This window comes from Gordonia sp. 852002-50395_SCH5434458, assembly GCF_001665905.1.
Taxonomy (GTDB): Bacteria; Actinomycetota; Actinomycetes; order Mycobacteriales; family Mycobacteriaceae; genus Gordonia; species Gordonia jacobaea.
Genome location: NZ_LZTC01000041.1, coordinates 14,812 through 32,596, shown reverse-complemented (window position 1 = coordinate 32,596; position 17,785 = coordinate 14,812). Strand labels below are relative to the sequence as shown.

Sequence of the window (17,785 nt, the reverse complement as noted above, 5' to 3'; positions counted from 1 at the left end):
GGCGCGGCGTCGATATTGCACACTGGAACAGTGATCGCAGTGACCGGAAACCAGCTCCTGCTCGACGCCGTCGAGTCGGCTCGCTCAGCGCTCGAAGCCGACGGGGAGCATCCGGGCGACCACCGCGCCGCCATCGCGGAGGGGGAGTGGGCCGTCGCCCACTACTTCGACTCCGACATCCCCGGCTACCAGGGGTGGCAGTGGTGTGTCGTCGTCGCGGGCTCCCCGAACAGCGACGAGGTGACGATCAGCGAGACCGCGCTCCTACCCGCCGACGGTGCGCTGCTCGCGCCCGACTGGCTGCCGTGGTCGCAGCGCGTCGAGTCGGGCGATCTGCATCCCGGCGATGTGCTCGCCGCCGAGGACGACGACCCGCGGCTGGTGCCCAACCAGATCGACACCGGCGACGAGTTCCTCGCCGATGACGACGACGTCGCGCAGGTGGCGGGCGAACTCGGACTCGGCCGACGACGCGTACTAAGCCGCGAGGGACGTGACGACGCCGCGCAACGCTGGTACGACGGCGACTTCGGTCCCGAGTCGGAAATGGCTCAGGCCGCACCGTTCTCGTGCGGGACATGTGGCTTCTACATTCCCCTCTCCGGCGCGCTGCGGGCTGCGTTCGGCGCGTGCGCCAACGAACTCGCCGCAGACGGCCGCGTGGTGTCGGCCGAGTACGGCTGCGGCGCACACTCCGACGTCGAGCCGCATCGGGGCGAGGGATCGCCCGCGTACGAGGCATTCGACGACGGCGTGCTCGAGATCGTCTGAGAACGGCCGACCCTGACGACCGACCGGCGCGACAACGACGACCCGTTCGGGACGGGGCGCCTGCGCGCAGCCACTCTTGACGCCTGGCGCTCGTCGCCGACCCGGCTGGTCGAAGACAGTAACGCCGAGGACGACCTGGTCACCGTCGGCTACCGCGACCGACTGTTCACCGAGCTCGCAGTCAACGCCGCAGACGCGGCAGCCGTCTCGAATTCGCCTGCGCGCATAGCCGTCTGGCTCGACGACCGCGAACTGCACGTCGCCAACACTGGTGCTCCGCTGAGCGCAGATGGCGTGCGTTCGCTTGTTGCGCTGCGGGCATCGGCGAAATCCGACGACACCGCCGCAGGTGTGATCGGCCGCTACGGTGTCGGCTTCACGGCCACCGCCACCGTCGCCGACCACGTCGAGATCCGCTCGACGACGGGCTCCATCCGCTTCGATCGCGCCGATACCGTTGCGGCGGTGCGGAATTCGGGCATTTCGCTGCGCGACGACGCGTCGGTTCCGTTGCTGCGCCTGGCGTGGCCCGTCGAGGCTGCGCCCGCTGCCGACTTCGACACCGACGTCGTGCTGGGGTTGACGCCGGACGTCGACGCGCAAGCGCTGCTTTCCGACATTGCGGCGCAGGCGCCCGATCTACTGCTCTCGCTCGAGGCCGTTGAGTCGATCACGCTGCCGGACAGGAGTTTTCGGATAGAGCGGACGGAGTTCGACGCTGCAGAGGAAGACGGCGCGCAGCTTGGCCCAGACAGTAGTGCTCGACGGCTGCGCGTGTTCGTCGACGCCGACGGTGCCGAGCGGGTGTACGCCTCGTGGCTCGAGGTGACACACACGCGCGACGGAGTTGTGAACCGTTGGCTCGCACCGCAGTCCGATGCAGCTGTGGCCGCTCGTCCGGTGCGGGGAGTGCTGTACGCGCCGACGGCGACCGACATCGAGCTCGGGCTGCCCGCCAGAATCATCACATCGCTGCCGCCGACGCCGGACCGACGTCGACTCCTTCCCGACGTCGACATAGCCTCTGCCGCAGCTGGTTACGCAGACTTGTTGCGCATCGTCGAACCGTCCGATCGGCTCGCCCTGCTACCCGCGTCGCATCGGATCGCGGGACTCGACGACGCGCGGCTCACCGAGGCCGTCGTCGACGAGGTGCGCGACGCACCGTGGCTGCCCGCGGCCGAAGGTCCCGACCTCGTGCCGTCCCGTGCGACGCTTCTCGTCGGACTGACAGACGAACTCGCTGACGTACTCGGTGATCTGTTCGCCGACCTCGTGCACCCCGACCTCTCGACGTCCAGCTCGCTTGTCGCGCTCGAACGCCTGGGGGTTACGCCGATCGGGCTTGCGGCCCTTGCAGACCGGCTCGTCGGGGTCGACCGGCCCGCGTCCTGGTGGCAGCGGCTCTACGCCGCGCTCGCGCCGCTCGTTCCGACGGCGCGCGAGGTCGAGGAGCTGGCTGCGCTGCCGGTCCCGCGTGCGGACGGTCGCATGAACATCGGCGCGCGTGGGCTCTCCGTTGTCGCGACGTCGCGGCCACTGCGGTGGATTCGCACCGTCGATCCGGACGCCGACCATCCGCTCCTCGAACGTCTTGGCGTGCAACGGCTCTCGGTGGCGGAGGCGCTTGCCGACGACGGGCTGCGCGCACTCGTCGAGGATGAGGAGGCGGTCGACGACGAGGACGCAATCGACGACGAGGACTCGACACTTCTCGATGAGATCGTCGAACTGCTCGTCGCGGACCCCGCCGCGGACGCACCGGAGTGGTTGTCGCGCATGACGTTACCCGCCGACGGCGAGTGGCGCAGCGCCGACGAACTTCTGCTGCCGAACGCCCCGCTGCTCTCCGTGCTCGTCGACGACCATCCGTTCGGCATCGTCGACGACGAGCTGGTGGCGCGTGTCGGCGTCGACGTGCTGCGCAGGATCGGCGTCGGGTGGGGTTTCACGACCGTCTCCGACGAGTTCCCGACCGCGCCGGATCACGACCTCCCCGACGAGGAGTTCTGGTGGGACGGCCTCGCCGATCTTCCCGAAACCCTCACCGCGGTGCGCGATCTCGATCTCGTCGACGACGAGCGCTGGCCCGAGGCCCTGACGCTCCTCGCTCGCGACGAGTCGCTCGAATCGGTGCTGGCCGACCGCCAGGGCTACACGGCGTGGTGGTTGCGTCATCAAGCGGAGATCGACGGGCACGCGCTCGGCTGGTACCGCGCGCCGTCGGAGTCGGCGCTGGCAGGAGTCCGCGACGTCCTCGACCATCCGTACGCCGACTCGCTCGCCGCGGCGCTCGGCGGCAGCGACGTCGAATCGGTCGCCGATGCCGACACCCTGCTGCACAATCTCGCCGATCCGGCGCGCGAAGTATCGGCCGGCGCGGCGTCGACGACCTACGCCGCGATCGTGCGTGCGTGCCGACACGGGATCGTCGAACCGATGGATCTCGCTGTGCCCGAACGTGTTCGCGCGGTGTCGGGCAGAGCGGTCACCGACGCGATGGTGATCGATCGCCCGTGGCACGTGCAGGTCGTCGACGCCGACGCGATGGTGGTGTTCGCGAGCGCTAACGCAGACGACGCCGCTCTGCTCGCCGACATTCTCGACGTTCCGACCTCGTCGGAGGTCCTCAGCGCCGTCGTCGCTTCGGAGGGAGAGCCGTCGACCGCTGCAGACACCGACGCGGTGCTCTTCACCGCGCTCAGCGGGCGCGCAGTGGACGGCGAAGTCAGAGTCCACGACGACCTGGTTGTCACCGTGGCCCGCGACGGTGAGAGCGTCGACGTGTCCCTCGACTGGTGGGTCGACGACCGGGGCATCACTCACCTTCGACGCCGCACGCGGCGCTAACCTCGGTCGACGTCGATCCCGCGCATGAGTATGGACGCGAGCTGCCGGTAGGCCTGCGCGTCGTCGAGGCCGGTGTGTGCTTCGACGTCTCGTCGTTGGATGCGACTCATCATCGTCGCCGCGAGGTCGCCCGCGAAAGCGGCGTCGACGTCACGGAATTCGCCCGCGGCCACGCCTGCGGCGATCAGTTCGCGCACGCGTGCGGCGGCTGCTGCGGTGTTCTGCTCGTAGAGCTCGCGCGTCGGTGCGAAGGCGTGCAGGTCTGCCATGAACTGCGCGGACGCCGGCGAGAGCGCGTCGCCCACCGCGATCAGATACTCGACGACGGCGTCGCGCGACGTCGCGGCGTCGGCAACTCGCGACTCGACCTGTTCGGTCGCCGTGCGGAAGAAATGGGTGACCGTCTTGGTGACGAGCTGTTCCTTGCTGCCGGCCAGGGTGTAGAGCGTCGAGCGTGAACAGTGCAGGCGCGCTGCGAGGTCGGCGATCTGGAGGTGTGCGAAGCCGTCGGCGAGCATCAGCGCGAGCAGGCCGTCGAACAACTCGGTTCGACGCCGCGTCGCGAGCTCGGCTCGGGTCATCGGTCACCTCCTGGGCTGTGGCGGGAGCATTGCATTCTCGCTCGAATAGTACTAGGAAGAGTACCTGAGTACTATTAGCTGTAGGCACTGTTCGCAGTCCAGATCACGCACCATCGGAGGATTCATGCCCGTCGACCGTCTCCTGCCCACCGACGAGGCCCGTGATCTGATCGCGCTGACCAGGGACTTCGCCGACAAGAAGTTCCTACCCATCGTCGACGAGTACGAGAAGGCCGAGCGGTATCCAGACGGCCTGTTCGCCGAGATGGGCGAGGCAGGACTCCTCGGTCTGCCCTATCCCGAGGAGTGGGGAGGCGGCGGCCAACCCTACGAGGTGTACCTGCAGGTGCTCGAAGAACTCGGCGCGCGCTGGGCGTCGGTTGCCGTCGCGACCAGCGTGCACGGCCTCGCCTGCCACCCGTTGTTCACCTTCGGCACCGACGAGCAGAAGCAGCAGTGGCTCCCGGATCTGTTGGAGGGCAAGCTGATCGGCGCGTACAGCCTGTCGGAGCCGCAAGCCGGATCCGACGCCGCTGCACTCACCTGCAAAGCCGCGTCCGCCGAGGGCGGATACTCCGTCACCGGCGCCAAGGCGTGGATCACCCACGGCGGCATCGCTGATGTCTACAACCTGTTCGCGCGGACGGGCGAAGGCTCCAAGGGCATATCGTGCTTCCTCGTTCCCCGCGACACCGCAGGCCTCTCGTTCGGAAAACCCGAAGAGAAGATGGGCCTTGCCGCGGTGCCCACCACCTCGGCGCACTACGACGACGCCTTCATCGAGGAGGGACGTCGACTCGGCGCCGAGGGCCAGGGACTCCAGATCGCTTTCTCTGCACTGGATTCCGGCCGACTCGGCATCGCGGCCGTCGCCACCGGCCTCGCACAGGCTGCACTCGACGCCGCCGTCGACTACGCACACGAACGAACCACGTTCGGCCGCAAGATCATCGACCATCAGGGCATCGGCTTCCTACTCGCCGACATGGCCGCCGCCGTCGACTCCGCCCGCGCAACCTACCTCGACGCCGCGCGTCGTCGCGATGCGGGACAACAGTATTCGCGCGCCGCTGCCACCGCCAAGCTGATCGCCACCGACGCCGCCATGAAGGTCACCACCGACGCCGTCCAGGTGCTCGGCGGCTACGGCTACACCCGCGACTTCCGCGTCGAGCGGTTCATGCGCGAAGCCAAGATCACCCAGATCTTCGAGGGCACCAACCAGATCCAGCGCCTCGTCATCAGCCGCGCCCTCGCCGCCACGCAGCCCACTGCGTGAGGCGTCCGGCCCACCTCTAAATGTGTGTCCTACGTAAAGATGTGTGCGCTGCAGCACCCACTTCCTTCAACACGACACACATTCACCGCTGATCGACGGGCATCGTCGGTAGTGTGGCGAGAATGATCGTGCAGATCACCGACGTCGACCAGCACATCACAACGTGGGTGGTCGACCACCGAACCGCGCCACTGACGGGCCTCGCGCACGTCGTCACGGTGTTCGGCAACACGATCACCCTCTGGATCGTCGCGACACTCGTCGTGATCGCACTCGCCGCCCGCAAGCACGTGACCGAGGCCGTCTACGTCGGGTTGGGTTCACTCCTCGGAGCGTCGTTGATGGTGATCCTCAAACATCTCGTCAGGCGTGAGAGGCCCCCGCGCGACGACCGGCTCCTCCACATCGAGAGCTACTCGTTTCCCTCGGGCCACTCGATGATGACGATGGTCGTCTACGGACTCATCGCCATCGCGGCGTACCGGGTGATTCCGTGGGTGCGCGCGCATCCCTGGACGCTGGTGCTCGCGCCGGTGATATCGATCCTCGTCGGCCTGACCCGCATCTACCTCGGCGTCCACTGGACCACCGACGTCCTCGCCGGCTGGCTGTTCGGCGCCGTGTGGGTAGGGCTGTGCACCTGGGTGCTGTCGCTCTGGCTGTCCTCGCGCGGCCGATCCGACCGCCCCGTGGCCGAGCCATCGGACTCCGCCTAGTCGGTCGAGCTTGTCGAGACCACCCCACCGCTGGTCGAGCTTGTCGAGACCACCCCTACAGCGCGGCCAGGTACCCGCCGAGCCGATCTTCGACGACCAGCGCCGGCAGCGCGAACCGCAGCTGTGCCGTCGCGTACTCGTCGATCGTCAGCGCAGGCGCGAAATGCCAGTGCTTGAGCGCCCACCCGTGCGCGAGCATCATCAGATCGAACACCGCGAGGTCGACGTCGACGTCCGCCTTCATCGACCCGTTCTCGATTGCTGCAGTGATCGCGTCGCGCATCGGCGCCGACGTCTCCACCTCGAGTTGCTTGATCTGGTCCCGACCCTCGGCGTCGAGCGTGCGGCTCTCCCGATACGTCAGCACGACGGCATCGCGATTCTCGTCGACGATCCGCGCGTACTGCCGGAAACCGGCGATGAGTTGTTCGACGGGGTCGTCGCCCGCGAGGTCCATCGCTGGTTGCAACTGATCGCGGAACTTCTCCAGGATGTCGACGATCGCGGCGAGGAGGATGTCCTCCTTCGACCCGAAATACTTGTAGAACAATCCGACGCTGACCTGCGCCTCGTCGGCCAGCGCCTGCATCGACATCTGGTGAAACCCGGTGCGCTCCATGACGGCGACGGCGGCGTCGAGCAACTGTCGTCGACGTGACGAGACCCGGACCGCACGCACCGCATCTTCGACGGCCAGATCCGACGTCGAGCGTGCGGTTGCGGATTTCGCCACGAGTACTCCTCTTGCATCGAACGGTGAATCGCCGTTCATCACTGTAGCTGCTCAGATCCCCAGATCTTTGGCGACGATGGTCTTCATGATCTCCGACGTCCCGCCGTAGATGGTCTGGATACGCGCGTCGACGAATGCTCGTGCCACCGGATACTCCCGCATGTAGCCGTATCCGCCATGCAGTTGCAGGCACCGGTCGGCGGTCCGGACCTGTAGTTCGGTTGCCCACCACTTCAGCCGCGCCGCCCGTGCAGCGCTCAGTTCTCCCCGGACGTGTTCTGCGATGCAGTCGTCGAGGAACGTCCGTGCGATGTCGAGTTCGGTTGCGAGCTCGGCCAAGACGAACTGGGTGTTCTGGAACGACGCGATCGGCGAACCGAACGCCGTGCGCTCCTTCACGTACTCCAGGGTGCGGGCGAAAACACCCTCGGCGGCAGCGATGGCTCCCACGGACAGCGAGAGTCGTTCCTGCGGAAGGTTTCTCACCAGTTGGTAGAAGCCCTCGCCCTCCTCTCCGAGTCGGTTCGCCACCGGTACCCGCATATCGTGAAAGGAGAGCTCGCTGGTGTCCTGTGCGTGCAGCCCGATCTTGTCGAGATTGCGGCCACGCTCGAAACCCGGTGTGGCAGCGTCGACGACGAGCAGGGTGAGTCCCTTGTGCTTGTCCGCACTCGTCCTCGTCGCGACGACGAACAGGTCGCCGTTGCGGCCGTTGGAGATGAACGTCTTCGACCCGTTGACCACGTAGTGATCACCGTCGCGCACCGCCGACGTGGTGATGCCGGTAAGGTCGCTGCCCGCCCCCGGCTCCGTCATCGCGATGCCGAGCACGGTCTCACCGCTGACGACGCCTGGTAGCCAGCGCGCCTTCTGCTCGGCGGTGGTCAGCTCGGTGAGGTAGGGAAGTACGACGTCGTTTTGCAGTGAGAACGCGATCGCTTCGGCAGCCGCGCCGGTGCGTGCGATCTCGTCGATCAGGATTGCGTTGTACCGGAAGTCGTCGACGCCTGGCCCGTCGAACTGCTCGTCGACCTCGAATCCGATCAGCCCGTTCTTGCCCGCCTCGGTGAACAGGCTGCGATCCCATTGGCCTGCGGTTTCCGAGTTCTCGTGCGAGGGAGTGATCTGCTCGGCGACGAATCGTGCTGCGGTGTCGCGGAATTGCTTGTGCTCGATGTCGTGGGTGAGTGCGCTCATGGGGAGTCTCCGTTCAGCGGAAGGCGTTCTGGCCGGTGAAGGCCTGGCCGAGGACGAGTTGGTGCATCTCTGGGGTGCCCTCGTAGGTGAGCACCGATTCGAGGTTCACCATGTGACGGATCACCGGATATTCGAGCGAGATGCCGTTGCCGCCCAATATGGTTCGCGCCGTGCGACAGATCTCGATGGCCTCACGGGTGTTGTTGAGTTTGCCGAAGCTGACCTGGTCGGGACGCAGCCCGACCGAATCCTTCAGGCGTCCGAGGTGGTAGGCCAGCAACTGGCCCTTCTGCAGTTCGACGGCCATGTCGGCGAGCTTCGCCTGTGTCAGTTGGAATCCTGCGATCGGCTTGCCGAATTGTGTTCGCTGCGTGGCATACTCGAGTGCTGCCGCCCAGGCGGTGCGAGCCGCACCGATCGATCCCCAGATGATTCCGTACCTGGCCTCGGTGAGACTCGAGAGCGGCCCTTTGATTCCCTTGCCCTTGTGCAGGTCGTCGTTCCCGGGCATCAGCGCATCCGCCGGTAGCCGCACGTTGTCCAGCACGATCTCACCGGTGGTCGACGCCCGCAGCGACGCCTTGTGCTTGATCTCCGGCGTCGAAACACCCGGTGTGTCGGTGGGCACGATGAAGCCACGCACACCCACGCCGCCGTCGGGGAGGTCGGTCTGCGCCCAGACGACGGCCACGTCGGCGATGGGGGCGTTGGTGATCCACATCTTGCGGCCGTCGAGTATCCAGTCGTCGCCGTCGCGCCTGGCGCGCGTCTTCATCGACGCGGGGTCTGATCCGGCGTCGGGTTCGGTCAGGCCGAAACAGCCGACGGTGGTGCCCTCGGCCATGGACGGTAGCCACTGCGTTTTCTGTTCTTCGCTGCCGTTGTTGTAGATCGAGAACATCGCGAGCGAACCCTGCACCGAGACCATCGACCGGATGCCCGAGTCGCAGGCCTCGAGTTCGAGACTTGCCAGCCCGTAATGTACCGACGACGCTCCGCCGCAACCGTATCCGTCGAGGTGCATGCCGAGAACGCCGAGCTGACCGAACTGCTTGAACAACTCGCGCGCGATCGGGATTCCGCCCTCCTCGAACCAGTCGGCGATGTACGGGGTCACCTGGTCGGCGAGAAATCCGCGAACCGAATCGCGCACGGCCAGTTCGTCGTCGGAGTATCCGAGATCGAGGTTGAGGGGGTCGAGTGCGGAAAACTTCGTGCTGGCGGTGGTGCTCATCGGGCGGCTCCGTTGGTGGTCGACGTTGTGAGGGTTGCGGGGGCATCGAATTCGCTGGCTGTCATCTCAGCGGCAGCGGATGTGGTTGCCCGGTAATGGAGTTTCTTGCCGGTCGCGGAAACAGGTAGCGACCCGACGATGCGATAGGCGCGTGGACGTTTGAACTGCGAGAGCATCGGATGCTCACGGCAGAAGTCGTCGAGTTCCTCCGGGGACGGGCGGGCGCCCTCGACAGGCACGATGTAGGCGACGACGAGTTGACCCCACCGATCGTCGGGAACGCCGACGACAAGCGAATCCGCCACTGCGGGATGGCCGTTGAGGGCCTCCTCGACCTGTACCGGATGCACGTTCTCACCGCCGGAGATGAGCATGTCGTCCTTACGTCCGACGATCGTGACGAACTCGTCGACGTCCCAGGTGGCGAGATCGCCGATGTGCAGCCAGCTACCGTTGTACTTCGCCTTCTCCTGCTGAGGTGAATCAAAGTACGCTGCAGCACATTTCGGCGAGCGGATGATCACCTCGCCCACCTCGTCGCCGTCTCGTGCGACGACGTCGTCCGGGTCGGCCAGCCGTCCGTCGTCGCGGACGTGGACCACGCGCACGTCGTCGTCGAGGCAGGCACGCCCCGCGGTTCCGGCGTGCGCCGGCAGGTCCGTGGGGCGCAGGAAGGTGTTCCAGAAGCCTTCGGTGCTGCCGTATCCGTTGAAGATCCTGGGGGTGAGTACCCGCTGATAGAGCAGTGCGGCGTCGCGTTCGAGGGGAGCGCCCATGGTGACGATGCCGTTCAGGCTGGATAGGTCGCGCGGACGACGTTGCTGCTCGGCAGCGAGCATCGCGAGGTTGGTTGGCGCACCGATGAGGAATGTCAGTCCGTAGCGTTCGACCCAGTCGAGTGTCGTCGCCGCGTCGAACACACGCATCGGCACCAGCGACGATCCGAGGTAGAACGTGGGATTGGGTCCGGCGCAATAGAGTCCGCCCCGGTGGAACCACGGGGTCATGTTCAGCGTGCGATCCTCCGGCGAGAGCGGGAAGTGCATGATCACGTCGTGCGCCGAGAAGATCTCGATCGCGCTGTTCATCGGCACCGCTTTGGGCATGCCGGTGGTGCCGGAGGTGTAGAGCCGGGCGGTCTCGTCGAACACGCCGCGGGTTGTCCGCGGTGCAGGAGCGTCCGCCGGCAGGTCGGCGAACCGGATCGACCGCGGGCCGTCGACGAGAGTGCCTGTGCCCACGCCGATCAGGACCTCTGGGGTGTGCTCCGCGCGCTCGATTGCCGTCGACACCATGTCGGTGAGCTCGGTGTCGTAGATGTAGACCGACGGCCTGCTCACGTCGAGGATGACCGCCGTCTCGCCTGCGGCCAACCGGAAGTTCATCGGTGATCCGACGGCGCCTACTGCCTGGGTGGCGAGGTAGAGCTGCGCGAACTCGGGACCGTTGAACAACTGATATCCGACGACGTCGCCGTCGCCGACGCCGTAGGCCGCGAGGCCTGCGGCCAACGAGTCCACGGCGGCGCCGAGCTCTGCGTACGTCCACTCGGTATCGGTGGTCGGGTCGATCATCGCGGTGGTGTGTGCGTATCGGGAAACGTTGCGGCGGAAGCCGTTCAGATACGTAAACTCGTGCTCGAAGAACGAGCGATACTGTGCTGCGTCGTAGACGTACGGTGTTGCGGCGTCGTGACTGTCGAGGGTGCTCATGATGATCTCCAGTGACCTCGGGTTGGGCCCTAGCCGGCCATCGTGAGTCCGCCGCTGACGCTGATCACCTGGCCGGTGATGAACGACGCCGCGGGGGAGGCGAAGAACAGAACGGGCGCTGCGACCTCGTCGGGACGGGCGAGTCGTCGGAACGGAATCGCTTTGACGAGGGCCTCTTTGAGCTTGTCGGGCTGAGCCTGGAAAAGCGGGGTGTCGGTGGGGCCGGGGCACACGGCGTTCACGGTGATCTGGTGACGAGCCATTTCGCGTGCGAGCGACTTGCTCAAGGCGATGACGCCGCCCTTGGCGCCCGCGTAGATGGATTCGCCTGCGCTGCCGACTCGTCCGGCGTCGGAGGCAAGGTTGATCACCCGGCCGCCCTGCCAGCCTTCGGTTTTCGACGCCTCGACCATTCCCGGCAGGAAGGCGCTCGCCATGTGGACCGGTCCGAGGTAGTTGATAGCGACGACCTTTTCCGCGAATTCGGTGCTCGCATTGAGGAATTGGTCGGTGCGGTCCCATCCTGCGGCGTTGACGAGGATGTCGGCGACCCCGACTTCGGCATTGACGGCGTCGCGCAGCGAGTCAACGGTGGCCCGATCGGCGACGTCGACGGACATCGGCACGATGGCTGCATTCTGCTCAGCGGTGCGCTTGGCGGCGTCGAGGTCGAGATCGGCCGCGACGACCGTGGTGCCCTGCTCGGCGAATGCGAGCGTGATGGCCTTACCGATACCCGATCCTGCGCCGGTGACGACGGCGATGCTGTTGGTGCTCATGGGTTTTGCTCCTGTGGTCTGTGGTTGCTGCGGTCAGGCGCCGACGTACTTGTTGAAGTCGGGTGCGCGCTTCTCGGCGAAAGCCGTTGCGCCCTCGAGTCCCTCGGGGGAGTGGGTGAAGAGGTCCAGTGCACTCATCGCGAGATTGGAGAGTCCGGCCTGATGGTCGGAGTCCGCGTTGAAGCTCTGCTTGAGGAAGCGCAGCGTCGTCGGCGACTTCTCGGCGATCTCGGCAGCAACCTTCTTGGCCTCGTCGAGCAGATCTGCCGCCGGCACGACCCAGTTCACCAGGCCCCAACGCTCAGCGGTGGCGGCGTCGTATTGGCGGCACAGGTACCAGATCTCGCGCGCCCGCTTCTCGCCGACGACTCGTGCCAGGTAGGCCGAGCCGAATCCGGCGTCGAATGAGCCGACCTTGGGGCCCGACTGGCCGAAGCGTGCGGTGTCCGCGGCGATGGTCAGGTCGCACAGCACATGCAGCACGTGGCCACCGCCGATCGCGAGTCCGTTGACCGCCGCGATGACGGGCTTGGGGATGTCGCGGATCACCTTGTGCAGGTTGCCGATCTCGAACATGCCCGACTCCGACGGCCCGTAGTCGCCGGTCTCGGCGCGCTGCTTGACGTCGCCACCGGTGCAGAAGGCCTTCTCTCCCGCTCCGGTCAGGATCACGGCCTGCACGTTGCGGTCGGCCCAGGCGCGCCTGAAGGCGTTGATCATCTCCTCGACGGTCTTGGCGCGAAATGCGTTGTAGCGCTGCGGGCGGTTCATCGTGATGACCGCCGTCGGGCCCTCCACGACGTACTCGATGTCTTCGTAGTCGGTGGTGCCGTAGCTCATGTCGCTGCTCCTTCGCGAAGGTGGTCGCCGAGACGGACTGACTCGGACTTCATAGTGAATGAACGTACATTCACTCAATTGGACGTGTCAAGGGTCACAAAGAAGCGGATTGTCGTTCGCGCAGGTCAACGCCCGTCGACGGGGCGCTTCGTTTCGCCGACTGGGCGCTACGTCACGTCGACTGGGCGCTACCTAGTACGCGCCGCCGCTGAGCGGTGCGGCTCGATCGCAAGGCACCGGGCGGGGGTGTGCGGGGTCGAGCGCGTTGAGCACGAAGTACGCGGCGCGACGCGAGCCTGCGATGCCCGCGTGTTCGGTGTAATCGACCGGGCAGCCGTCCTGGACGACGATGTTGCGCACGTTGGAGCCACCCGGCGGCAGGCCGAGCGTGTACGGGACGACGGCCTCGTCGTAGCGGGTCGCGATGTTGGTGTAGCTGATCTCGGGGTAGTAATAGCCGCCCGCCGCGATCTTGCGCATCACGTCGGAGGTGGGGTCGAGTTCGGCGCATCCCTGGCAGAGCGGGGTCTGTGCCGCGGAGATGCCGAGCTTGCGGACCGTAGGCAGGATCTGGTCGGCTCCGGCCACCGTCGAGCCTCGCCATGCCGGGGCGATCGATACGTGCTTGTCGATCTTGCCCCGACCGCCAAGGTATTTCGCGTAGTACGCGGGCACGACGGTGCCCTGCGAATGTCCGACGACGTCGACCTTGGAGGCACCCGTTGCCGCGAGGACTTTGTCGACGAAACGTCCGAATTGTGCTGCGCTGTCTTCGATCAGTCCCATTCCGCCGACGGCGGGACCAGGCCACGGCAGCTCATCGAGCGCCCCGTAGGTGAGCGCGAAGACGCAGTAACCCTCGTTCTTCAGCAGCGGAACGTATGTGCCCCAATTGGTTTGCTGTGATCCGCCCGTTCCGTGTGCGAGCACCACGGGGTAGGGATGTTTCGACGTCGGGCGGCAGGAGAAGTCGTTGGAGCCCGGTAGCGATCCGCCATGGTTCGACAACTCGGCAGGGATGCCCGAGAAGAAGTTGAACGTCACCGGCAGAGGAGCCGCCGACGCGGTGCCCGCAGTCGTCGTCCCGGCGAGCAAGGCGAGTGCTGCCGCGACCGTAACCAGTAGTGAGAATCCCCGAATCCGCATGAACACTGAACCTAGCAAGTGCTTGGTGAGCGTGGGTGCGTTGCGTCGAAACCGTGTTCTCGACGCCCCGCCGTCGGCTCGGCGGTCGGGCTCAGTCGAGACCGCGTTGCGCGGTCCGGTCGCCGCGTCGAGACGCGGCGCGCTGGACGAGGAAGAGTCCCGTGCCCGCTACGCCGACGGCGAGACCGACAAGACATACGGCAAGCGTGCGGCCGCCGCCCCATCCGGTGGCCCACACGACGATGGTCGCCACCAGCCACGCGACCATGCCGACGACGATCACCGGCTCGGGCGCCCGCAGCGCTTGCGGCAATTGGGGGATCTCGGGTTCATCGGCCACGGAGGACAGGGTAACTTCCCCCTTGTGACAAGCGATCCCTCGAGTGATCCGACTGGGCCATCGAACTCCGACGCCCAGTCGGCGGAACCGAGCGCCCAGTCGGCGGAACCGAGCGCCCAGTCGGCGGAACCGAGCGCCCAGTCGGCGGAACCGAGCGCCCAGTCGGCGCAACCGGCGCAACCGGCGCGGCGGTTCGGGGCCGTCGACCGCTTCTTCAAGGTCAGCGAACGCGGTTCGACGCTGAGCCGAGAGATGCGCGGCGGGTTGGTGACGTTCTTCACCATGGCCTACATCGTGGTGCTCAACCCGATCATCATCGGCGGCATACCGGGCGAGTCCAAGAACGCCGACGTCCTCGGCAACGTGCTGCCCATCGCGCAGGTCGCGGCTGTCACGGCGCTCGTCGCGGGTGTCATGTCGATCATCTTCGGCTTGGTCGCCAACTATCCGTTCGCCATTGCCACCGGTCTGGGCATCAACAGCCTGCTGGCGGTGACCATCGTCCCTGAGGTCACCTGGCCCGAGGCGATGGGGCTGGTCGTGGTCGACGGCATCATCATCGTCATCCTGGCGATCACCGGATTCCGCACCGCGGTGTTCAATGCTGTTCCCGCAGAGCTGAAAGCAGCGATCGCAGCGGGTATCGGCTGCTTCGTGGCGTTCATCGGATTTGTCGACGCCGGGTTCGTCCGACGTATCCCCGACGCCGCGGGCACCACCACGCCCGTCCAGCTCGGCTTCGGTAACTCGATCACCACGGTGCCGACGCTCATCTTCGTGATCGGCGTCCTGCTCATGGGTGCGTTGATGGTGATGAAGGTGCCGGGTGGTCTGCTCCTGGGCATCATCATCACGACGATCATCTCGATCATCCTGGAGTCGACGCTGCATCTCGGCTCGGGCGCCGAGAAACAGGGCGGCTGGTCGCTGTCGGTGCCCAAGATCCCCGACTCGGCAGGCGGACTGCCCGATCTGAGTCTCGTCGGCAACGTCGACCTCTTCGGCGCCTTCACACGTATCGGTGTGCTCGCGGCCTGTGTGTTCGTCTTTGCGCTGGTGCTGTCGAACTTCTTCGACGCGATGGGCACGATGACCGGCCTCGGCCGCGAAGCCGGACTCGCCGACGACAAGGGCAATCTGCCCGGCGTCGGTAAGGCGCTGGTCGTCGAGGGCACGGGCGCGATCGTGGGCGGTGTGGCGTCGTCGTCGTCGAACACGGTTTTCGTCGAGTCGGCGTCGGGTATCGCCGAAGGTGCCCGAACGGGTCTGGCCAACATCGTGACCGGTGGACTGTTCATCGTGGCGATGTTCCTGACGCCCCTGTACGAGGTCATCCCGTCCGAGGCCGTCGCGCCGGCCTTGGTCATCGTCGGTGCGCTGATGATGGGTCAGGTGACCCGCATCGACTTCACGAAGTTCGAGTACGCACTCCCGGTGTTCCTGACAATCGTCACCATGCCGTTCACCTACTCGATCGCCAACGGCATCGGCGTCGGATTCATCAGTTGGGTGGTGATGGCCGCAGCGGCGGGCAAGGCGCGCAAGGTGCACCCGTTGATGTGGGCGATCGCAATCGTCTTCGCCCTCTACTTCGCGCGCGAACCCATCTCCAACCTGATCAGTTGACCAGAAAAACGGGCAATTCGGGCTGATGTCGTCCGTTCGAGTTGTGAAAACGGTCGGTCAGTACTGCAAATGCTGTGCGGCAAACTAATGTAAAGCCCGTGAGTACACCGACCGACGACGGTTTATCGGGTGCCCTGGCGCTAGCGATTGTGCGCTTGGCGCGGCGACTGCGCCTACGTAGGCAGAACCAACTCGTATCTTTGACCCAGTTGTCGGCCTTGTCGACGCTACACATCGAGGGCGCGATGACGCCGGGCGCGCTGGCGGCCGCCGAGCGGGTCAAGCCGCCGTCGATGACGCGCGTGCTGGCATCACTGTCCGATCTCGGCATGATCGAGCGCGCGCCGCACCCCACCGACGGGCGTCAGGCGATCGTGACGCTCGCACCCGCAGGCGAGGAGGTGATCGTCGCCGAGCACGCCGCCCGACGCGCCTGGCTGTCAGACCAGATCGACGCCTTGACCGACGACGAGCGCGCCACCCTCCGCAGCGCTCTGCCGGTCCTCGCCAAACTCATCAGCGAAACCGACGAGCCCAACTGAGCGTGCCGCCCCGACCCTCCCGGGTCGAGCGGCCCCCTCGCTGATCGAGCTTGTCGAGATCACCCGCTGATCGAGCCGGCCCCACGCTGATCGAGCCGACCCTTCGCTGATCGAGCGCCCCACCCGCTGATCGAGCCGGCCCCGCTGATCGAGCTTGTCGAGATCACCCGCCCGTCGAGATCAGAAGAACGTCCCGGCGAACGGAGCGCGGTCGGTGGCGAACGCCCGTGTCAGCGCGCGCAGCGTGTAGTCGGAGTCTGTCCACAGGCGCCCGGCGCTCGCGAACAGCGACGGCTGCACCCCGCCGAGGAACAAGCTCGACAGCACGGAAATATCCATGCGCACAGTCGGTTTCGACGTCGACGGCGCGACGATCGCGCCCCCGTTCCGCACCGATACGTCGTAGACCCCCGCCCGCTCCCGGTAGCCGTCGGTGACCTCGAGCACGATGTCGAGGTCGGCGGAGTAGGTGCGCGTGCTGAGCGCGGCGGGGACGTCGAGAATCGACACCCACATCTCGTCGGAGCGTCCGGTGGTCGGCGCGGACCGTAGATCGGTGAGTTTCGCGCGCAGCGGGTCGTCGACCGGGATCGACGCCGTCAGCGACGGCACCAGGTCGAGTCCGAGCAGAACCCGCCACAGCTCGGTGTGCGCGTCGTCGGTGATCGCGAAGAGTTCTTCCACCTCGCCGCGGACCTGGCCTGCAGAGCTCTTGTGGATGCGGTAGCTCGCGTAGCCGTCGGGGTGCAGCAGGTAGTGCAGGCCGCTGGCGGCCGGGGGACGTTCCGACGGACGGTCGGCGAGGATCGGAGGCCACCACTGCGGGGTCCGCGCGAGTGCGCCCGGGCGTGTGCGCGCCCAGCGCTCGTGGATGTCGGGGATCGTCGCGGCGACCTGCTGCGGGTTCGCGAAGTAGACCTCGGGGTGGTCGGGGGCCTCTGCGCGCAACGTCGGACGGCCCGGGGTCACCTCGACGCTCTCGGAGAAGCATGCGGGGCCGAACCCGAACCGTTCGTAAATGGTCCCCTCCGACGCCGTGAGGATCGCGAACGCGAAACCCTCACGCTCCCACTGGGTGAACAACTCGGTGATCATCCGACGCAGAATGCCTCGCCGACGATGCGTCGACGCGACCGACACCCAGGACAGACCGGCCGCAGGAACCTGCGTCCCGCCGGGAACCGTCATCTGCATCCGATAGAACATCGACACCCCGACGAGCGGGCGGTCGTCGTGCCAGGAGTCCCGAACCAGTACGACGTCGTCGTCGGAGACCTTCCCGCGGAGATCCGCGCGCTCGTCGTCGGAAATAGGGTTTCGCATCGCGAACGCGCGCGCATCCGTGGTGATGATCTCGTCCCAGTCGGCGTCCGTGGCCCGTCCCAGGTCGAGTGTGCTGCTGCGATTGTCCGGTGATCTCACTCCTCAACCGTGTCACA

At 66.4% G+C, this 17,785-nt stretch carries 16 protein-coding genes; 6 read left to right on the top strand and 10 right to left on the bottom strand.

Annotated features, from left to right (window positions below; all coding sequences use genetic code 11):
• The first annotated feature begins 30 nt into the window (after positions 1–30).
• Both A5785_RS09890 and A5785_RS09885 read left to right on the top strand, forming a co-directional pair.
• Positions 31–771 carry a DUF3027 domain-containing protein gene (locus A5785_RS09890; RefSeq protein WP_049697812.1) on the top strand — a complete coding sequence of 247 codons (741 nt, stop codon included), beginning with the start codon at positions 31–33 and terminating at the stop codon, positions 769–771.
• A gap of 12 nt (positions 772–783) precedes the next feature.
• The gene (locus A5785_RS09885; protein ID WP_049697813.1) at positions 784–3,621 is read left to right on the top strand and encodes a sacsin N-terminal ATP-binding-like domain-containing protein; all 2,838 of its coding nucleotides are present in this window, start codon (positions 784–786) and stop codon (positions 3,619–3,621) included.
• Here A5785_RS09885 and A5785_RS09880 read toward each other — a convergent pair.
• Positions 3,618–4,202: a TetR/AcrR family transcriptional regulator gene (locus tag A5785_RS09880; RefSeq protein ID WP_049697814.1), complete on the bottom strand. Its 585-nt coding sequence runs from the start codon at positions 4,200–4,202 to the stop codon at positions 3,618–3,620. The genes A5785_RS09885 and A5785_RS09880 overlap by 4 nt on opposite strands.
• A 124-nt stretch (positions 4,203–4,326) precedes the next feature.
• Here A5785_RS09880 and A5785_RS09875 point away from each other — a divergent pair, with 124 nt between their 5' ends.
• Together A5785_RS09875 and A5785_RS09870 are read left to right on the top strand one after the other, a co-directional pair.
• Entirely contained in the window at positions 4,327–5,481 is a 1,155-nt protein-coding gene (locus tag A5785_RS09875) for an acyl-CoA dehydrogenase family protein (RefSeq protein WP_049697815.1), read from the top strand.
• Between the two features lie 122 nt (positions 5,482–5,603).
• A complete protein-coding gene (locus tag A5785_RS09870; RefSeq protein ID WP_049697816.1) occupies positions 5,604–6,197 on the top strand; it encodes a phosphatase PAP2 family protein in 594 nt (197 codons plus the stop codon).
• 55 nt (positions 6,198–6,252) lie between these two features.
• Here A5785_RS09870 and A5785_RS09865 read toward each other — a convergent pair whose 3' ends face one another.
• The 8 genes from A5785_RS09865 to A5785_RS09830 form a co-directional block, all read right to left on the bottom strand.
• Positions 6,253–6,930, bottom strand: coding sequence for a TetR/AcrR family transcriptional regulator (locus A5785_RS09865; protein WP_049698066.1), 678 nt, complete (start codon positions 6,928–6,930; stop codon positions 6,253–6,255).
• Between the two features lie 51 nt (positions 6,931–6,981).
• Complete coding sequence (locus A5785_RS09860) at positions 6,982–8,127, bottom strand: acyl-CoA dehydrogenase family protein (RefSeq protein WP_049697817.1); 1,146 nt, start codon at positions 8,125–8,127, stop codon at positions 6,982–6,984.
• Positions 8,128–8,140: 13 nt separating this feature from the next.
• Complete coding sequence (locus tag A5785_RS09855) at positions 8,141–9,361, bottom strand: acyl-CoA dehydrogenase family protein (RefSeq protein ID WP_049697818.1); 1,221 nt, start codon at positions 9,359–9,361, stop codon at positions 8,141–8,143.
• Positions 9,358–11,073, bottom strand: a complete 1,716-nt coding sequence (locus A5785_RS09850) for a class I adenylate-forming enzyme family protein (protein ID WP_049697819.1) — start codon at positions 11,071–11,073, stop codon at positions 9,358–9,360. Before A5785_RS09850 ends, A5785_RS09855 begins: the two co-directional genes overlap by 4 nt.
• A 29-nt stretch (positions 11,074–11,102) precedes the next feature.
• Positions 11,103–11,852, bottom strand: coding sequence for an SDR family NAD(P)-dependent oxidoreductase (locus A5785_RS09845; RefSeq protein ID WP_049697820.1), 750 nt, complete (start codon positions 11,850–11,852; stop codon positions 11,103–11,105).
• A gap of 33 nt (positions 11,853–11,885) precedes the next feature.
• Positions 11,886–12,692 (bottom strand): enoyl-CoA hydratase-related protein, encoded by an 807-nt coding sequence (locus A5785_RS09840; protein ID WP_049697821.1) that lies wholly within the window; start codon positions 12,690–12,692, stop codon positions 11,886–11,888.
• A 192-nt stretch (positions 12,693–12,884) separates the two neighbouring features.
• Positions 12,885–13,838 carry an esterase/lipase family protein gene (locus A5785_RS09835; protein WP_049698067.1) on the bottom strand — a complete coding sequence of 318 codons (954 nt, stop codon included), beginning with the start codon at positions 13,836–13,838 and terminating at the stop codon, positions 12,885–12,887.
• A 91-nt stretch (positions 13,839–13,929) separates the two neighbouring features.
• Entirely contained in the window at positions 13,930–14,178 is a 249-nt protein-coding gene (locus A5785_RS09830) for a DUF2530 domain-containing protein (RefSeq protein WP_049697822.1), read from the bottom strand.
• 252 nt (positions 14,179–14,430) lie between these two features.
• Between A5785_RS09830 and A5785_RS09825 the strand changes: the two genes are divergently transcribed.
• Together A5785_RS09825 and A5785_RS09820 are read left to right on the top strand one after the other, a co-directional pair.
• On the top strand, positions 14,431–15,804 hold the full coding sequence (locus A5785_RS09825) for an NCS2 family permease (protein WP_231894325.1): 1,374 nt from the start codon (positions 14,431–14,433) through the stop codon (positions 15,802–15,804).
• Between the two features lie 98 nt (positions 15,805–15,902).
• Positions 15,903–16,346 carry a MarR family winged helix-turn-helix transcriptional regulator gene (locus tag A5785_RS09820; protein WP_049697824.1) on the top strand — a complete coding sequence of 148 codons (444 nt, stop codon included), beginning with the start codon at positions 15,903–15,905 and terminating at the stop codon, positions 16,344–16,346.
• Between the two features lie 180 nt (positions 16,347–16,526).
• On the opposite strand, the gene A5785_RS09815 is transcribed toward A5785_RS09820, so the two are convergent.
• Complete coding sequence (locus A5785_RS09815) at positions 16,527–17,768, bottom strand: GNAT family N-acetyltransferase (RefSeq protein WP_049697825.1); 1,242 nt, start codon at positions 17,766–17,768, stop codon at positions 16,527–16,529.
• Positions 17,769–17,785: the final 17 nt, after the last annotated feature.